The organism is Secundilactobacillus paracollinoides DSM 15502 = JCM 11969 (genome assembly GCF_001311135.1).
GTDB lineage: Bacteria > Bacillota > Bacilli > Lactobacillales > Lactobacillaceae > Secundilactobacillus > Secundilactobacillus paracollinoides.
In genome coordinates, this window is record NZ_BBAG01000104.1 from 1 (window position 1) to 4,826 (window position 4,826).

General features: G+C 42.9%; 2 protein-coding genes and 3 pseudogenes. 3 read left to right on the forward strand and 2 right to left on the reverse strand.

The genetic code is table 11. The features are described 5' to 3' along the window. Window positions 1-134: 134 nt before the first annotated feature. From JCM11969_RS15885 to JCM11969_RS15895, 3 genes and pseudogenes are all read left to right on the forward strand, one after another. Window positions 135-476: pseudogene (locus JCM11969_RS15885) on the forward strand (replication initiator protein A); the annotation flags it as partial. Between the two features lie 257 nt (window positions 477-733). Further along, entirely contained in the window at window positions 734-1,015 is a 282-nt protein-coding gene (locus tag JCM11969_RS15890) for a type II toxin-antitoxin system RelB/DinJ family antitoxin (protein ID WP_054712781.1), read from the forward strand. Beyond that, window positions 1,005-1,340 (forward strand): annotated as a pseudogene (locus tag JCM11969_RS15895) (hypothetical protein); the annotation flags it as partial. The gene JCM11969_RS15890 and the pseudogene JCM11969_RS15895, both read left to right, overlap by 11 nt. A gap of 195 nt (window positions 1,341-1,535) precedes the next feature. On the opposite strand, the gene JCM11969_RS15900 reads toward JCM11969_RS15895, so the two are convergent. Together JCM11969_RS15900 and JCM11969_RS15905 are read right to left on the reverse strand one after the other, a co-directional pair. Further along, window positions 1,536-2,813, reverse strand: a complete 1,278-nt coding sequence (locus tag JCM11969_RS15900) for an ISL3 family transposase (protein WP_054712783.1) — start codon at window positions 2,811-2,813, stop codon at window positions 1,536-1,538. Window positions 2,814-3,244: 431 nt separating this feature from the next. Further along, window positions 3,245-4,488: pseudogene (locus JCM11969_RS15905) on the reverse strand (ISL3 family transposase). Between the last annotated feature and the right edge of the window lie 338 nt (window positions 4,489-4,826).

The window sequence follows — 4,826 nt, forward strand, 5'->3', positions numbered from 1 at the left end:
GTGTGAAGTAGAAATTGGTATACTAAAAAAGGCTCCCGGTTTAACACTGGAGGCCTTTTTTCTAGGTTACATATTTTGAGGATGAATGTTTTTATCTTCGTAGCTTTTACTTGGGTGCTGTAACATGATGAATACTGCTTAGTTTTTGGTGCCGTACCCCGCAACAAATGCGGCGCTTCATTGGCATTATCTTAAATGCTAAGTACCAAGTTGAGAAAGATCACAAAGATATTGGTGTCATAATCCTACTTGGTGATGAGGAACTGAGACCTTTAATGACTAAAGCCTTGAGACGCTACTTTAACGCCCTGAGAAGCAATGAGAAGCATATCAAGAACGTGGAGAACTACTTATACGGCACCATGCAAAACCTATTTGGTGTTTGGTGGAATAAACAAGCGGCTAGAGAATATGCGGCCAAACACCCCGAAGAAGAAAAGTCGGCCGACAACGATAACAGTGGGTTGTACTACTAGTCCTAAAAGGCTACAAAATCCTTTCTAAGCAGCTTTAAGACTTACTAACCTATTTATACTTAAGCTAGATTTAAATGGCTTAAACAGAAGAATAGGGGCTTTTAAATGAGTGCCAGAGCTAACCAGGCTAACCAGCTCAAAAGTTCAGCCTTTAGATCAACGCCAAGCTCAAGTGATTTGAGGCCAAGGCTTTATCTATTGATAAGGTACTCAAAAGGTAGTATAATGGTAGTAGTTAAAAAGGAGATGAGACAATCATGGCAGTTAATGAAAAGAAACGGGTCCAAGTCAAGATTGATAAAGATTTGGCCGATGATACCGAAGCAGTTTTAAGCGAATTGGGCTTAAATCCAACCACGGCCATTAACATGTTTTACAAGCGGATTGTTGCTAATGGTGCTTTACCTTTTAATGCGTCTTTAAGCGAAGAAGAAAGAGCTAATTTACGCTTTTTAAAGGCGACCGAAGGGACACCAGTCACCGAGTTCAAAGACGCTAAAGAGGTCTCTGATTGGCTCAACGATCCAGATGAGGACTAATGACTTAGTCAGCCTATACGTTAGTTTCTACAAAACTAACGGTGGCAAGTCTCGGCCAGTTTTAATTCGTCGGGTATCAGAACAGACGGTCGAGGCTTTTAAAATTACTAGTCAGCATGAAAAGAAGTCGGCTTATATCAAGCAACAATATTATCCGATTCAAGATTGGCAATCCGCTGGGTTGAAGAAACCTTCCTGGGTCGATATTGGTAATATTTATCGCTTTCCCAAAGCCGGTTTAAACTTTAAATAAATCGGTCATTTAAGTAAGCTAGATCAAAATAAAATTTCAGATTTTACGCTTGACCTAAAATCAAAAAGACGCGCATTTTAGAATCAAGTTAGCCACTGTCTCAAAATTTTTTGGACAATAAAAAACATCAAGAACAGATATCCTGTATCATTGAGGTTCCTACACAAACAATGGAAGAGGATATTGTCTTGATGCAGAAACAGGATAGCACACACCGCCTTAACGGCTCTTTGTCAAATCCTGTTGATAGAGAGTAAATGAATAGAATCAGGCAGTCATTAAAAGGCTGTTTGGTTCTTTTTCTTTATATTGATTTTCCTCTAAACGAATTCTGGTTAATAGATTGATAAAATTGGAATAGCCGAAAGCTGTTCGTTCGATTTGTTTGATTTTGCGATTGAAGCCTTCAAGACAGCCGTTAGAATAAGGTAGAGCTGCTCCGTTAAGCACCGCTTTTAGATTGTATTTAAAAGTTAGCAGCGTCTTATGCATTAGGGTTCCAATTGAATCTTTGCTGGTAATCAATGATTTAAGCTCATGCGTATTGCCAGTTTCAACGGCTTGAATAAAGCTTTGCATCAGGTTATATGAATTCTCTAAAGTAGTGCTGGTGTTAATGCCTTCTGTAACTACTTGTGCTTGAGTTAAGCAGTCTTTGTAATGCCAGTTGTAGCGAGGATGAACTTTTTCAAGCTCATCAAACTTCTTCAAGTATAATTTCCAGGGAGATTTGAGTAGCTGATACTGTCTGGATCTTTTATCAAAGGTCTTCATGACTTGGACTCTCAGTGAGTTAAAAGAACGAGTAAGCATTTGAATCATGTGAAAGCGATCGATGACAATCTGAGCATTAGGGAAACAGGCTCTGACAATGTCCTGATAGTAAAAGTTGAGATCCATCGTAACGGTTCTAACGTTGGCTCTGGCTTGAGGCGAAAAACGTCCAAAACACTTAAGCAGATTCTTCTTATAACGCGTTCTAAGAATCTGCACGACTTGATGACTATCGCCGTCTAAGCAGATAAAGTGCAGCTGACGATCAACGCCTTTGAATTCATCGAAAGCCAAATGAGCTGGCAGATACTCATAGCTGTCAAGGAAACGGTGAGAGCAGCTGCCTAAAACTCTTTGAACAGTGTTGACAGAAACATTGTTTTCGCTGGCAATGCTGGTCATCGAACGATCTTCAGTTAACGCAGACAAAATTTTTAGCTTAGAGGCATTAGAAATAGAACAGTACTTGCTTGCCAATTCTGATTGGGCCATTGACCAGCGACTGCAATCACGGCATCTAACTCGCTGCTTAGCCAGTCTAATAGTTACTGGATGGCTGGCATTAGCTGTTAAATAGCGAATGTTGGTAATCAGATGTCCATTATGCAGGAGAGCCAAGGAGCCACAGTAAGGACAAGCAGGCTGAATCAATTCTGCTTCATAGATTTTGTGCTTTTTCATCTGGACCATTTTGTAGAAATAGTCTTTGAAAACAATATTTTCGTATTTAATATCAAGCTCGAATTTAATACAATGATTAAGAGAGGACATAGAAATCACCTTTATTTATAAAATGTTTAGTAGGATAGATTTTTTATTACAGGGGACTATGTCCTCCTTTTTATGCAATAAAAACCTGTTAACTGCTGGTACTGCAGGCACCGCGGGCACTGCCGGTACTGCCGGTACTGCCGAAACCGCCCCAACTGCGCCTACTGAACCAAGCAAGCCAACTACTCCAACTTGCCAGCGTTACGTTGTGGTTGTAATTATCCGGGTTCACTACTACAGTTACCGCAGCTACAGCTGCCGCCCATTCTTCGCAGCGAACCGTTGCTTCCGCTCCTGCGCTTGGATGCCATTCTTCTTCTAAGCCGGCAGCTCTGACTTAAGTACATTTTTTTGGCTCTACGTCAACTGGTGTTGAAGAATAAATTTATCATTTGAGGCGGTTCTCCATTTGGGGAGCCGTCTTTGTCATGTTATGCCGTGATTTGGTAGATTCGTTTGAAGAAGTTCAGCTGATTCTTGAAGCCAAAACAGGATCGTTTGAGTGACTTGATGAGGCGGTTAACGCCTTCGATCGGACCGTTGGAATAAGGCTGGTGACAGCGGCGAGAACAGCGACTTTGTGTCGCTTAAGCGTCGCGATCGTCATGTCCATTGCCGTACCGTTTGGCTCGTAAGTAGCTAACAGGTTTGCCAGTTCCGCGGGATGTTTCTTCACCATCAAAGCATCATGAAGCGCTAAGTAGGTCTCGTAGGTTTGCTTGAGCTTGGGCTCAGTATCAAGTGCGATATCGATGGCCTCCTGTTGCGTGACGTATTCATTCAAACCAAACAGGAACTGTTTGTGTTTAGCGTCAGGCGCAGTTTGATGAAAAAGCCGCCAGTTTGTCTTCATGATCTTATAAGGACGGCTGTGTTTGTCATCAAGCTGTTTGAGCGCTTGGACGCGTACCTGATCAAGGGCACGAGCCGCAAGTTGAATGATATGGAACCGATCAATGACGACTTGGGCCTTGGGGAAAACCTCATGAATAATCGTCTGATAAGCTGCATTCATGTCCATGGTGACCGTCTGGACCCGAGTGCGTTCAGCGAGTGAATAATGAGCGATGAAGAAGTTTTTAATCGTGCGGTTGAATCGGTCACCAAGCAAGGCAATCAGACGATGTGAATCGGCATCAAGACAGATAAACGACATCATGCCATGAGTGGAACGGAACTCATCAAAGCAGAGTCGCGTGGGTAGCCGGCGAGCCGGTCGGAGTTTGAGATTTTGGTCAATGATCCGTTGAACCGAGGAAGCTGAGATTCCGATAATATGGGCGATGGTTTTGACTGGCAACCGTTCATGCGCTAACTTCATGATTCGCTCTGTCATGTGAGCGGCGATCGTGTGGTTGGGTTGCACGAGTGGCGTCTTGGCACTGACTATGTGGTAACAGTTATGACAGCGCCATCGTTGCTTGTGCAAGTCAATGACTGTCGGTATTTCAACCCCGTTGAGGACGCGCACGTGGGCCGTGTAAAACCCGTTAGGGTGCAAGGCCTCAAAGCCACACAGTGGGCACCGGGTTAACCGGTAAGTCAGCTCGGCATCAATCACATGATACTGGCGGCGACGTACCCCGTTGCCGCGATATTCATGACGAACAAAGGCTACTTTGATATTATGGTCTGGTATTCCAAGGACGGACAGTGTAGGATCGTATTGGGACATTTACTCATAACCTCGCTTGCTTTTGGTTTCGACGCTAACAAGCATAGCATGGACACTGAGTAGGTGTCTTTTTGCGTTATCCAAAAAGGGCCTATACGTTCAGTGTTGATTATTTCTCAACACCAGAAAGTGTAGACCCAAAAAATCCTGAAAATAAAAACGATCGGCCTAGTTATTAGGTTGATTGTTTTTTAATTTATCCGGTTTATGGGCGTTAACATAGTCAGCAAATGTTTTTAAAAGTTCTTCGGTTTGTTCGACCGAGAGGTTATTAGCTTGAAAGTACTTTTCTAATAAAGCCCCTTTTTGAATTAATCGGCGAGAACGGGCTTTGCGTG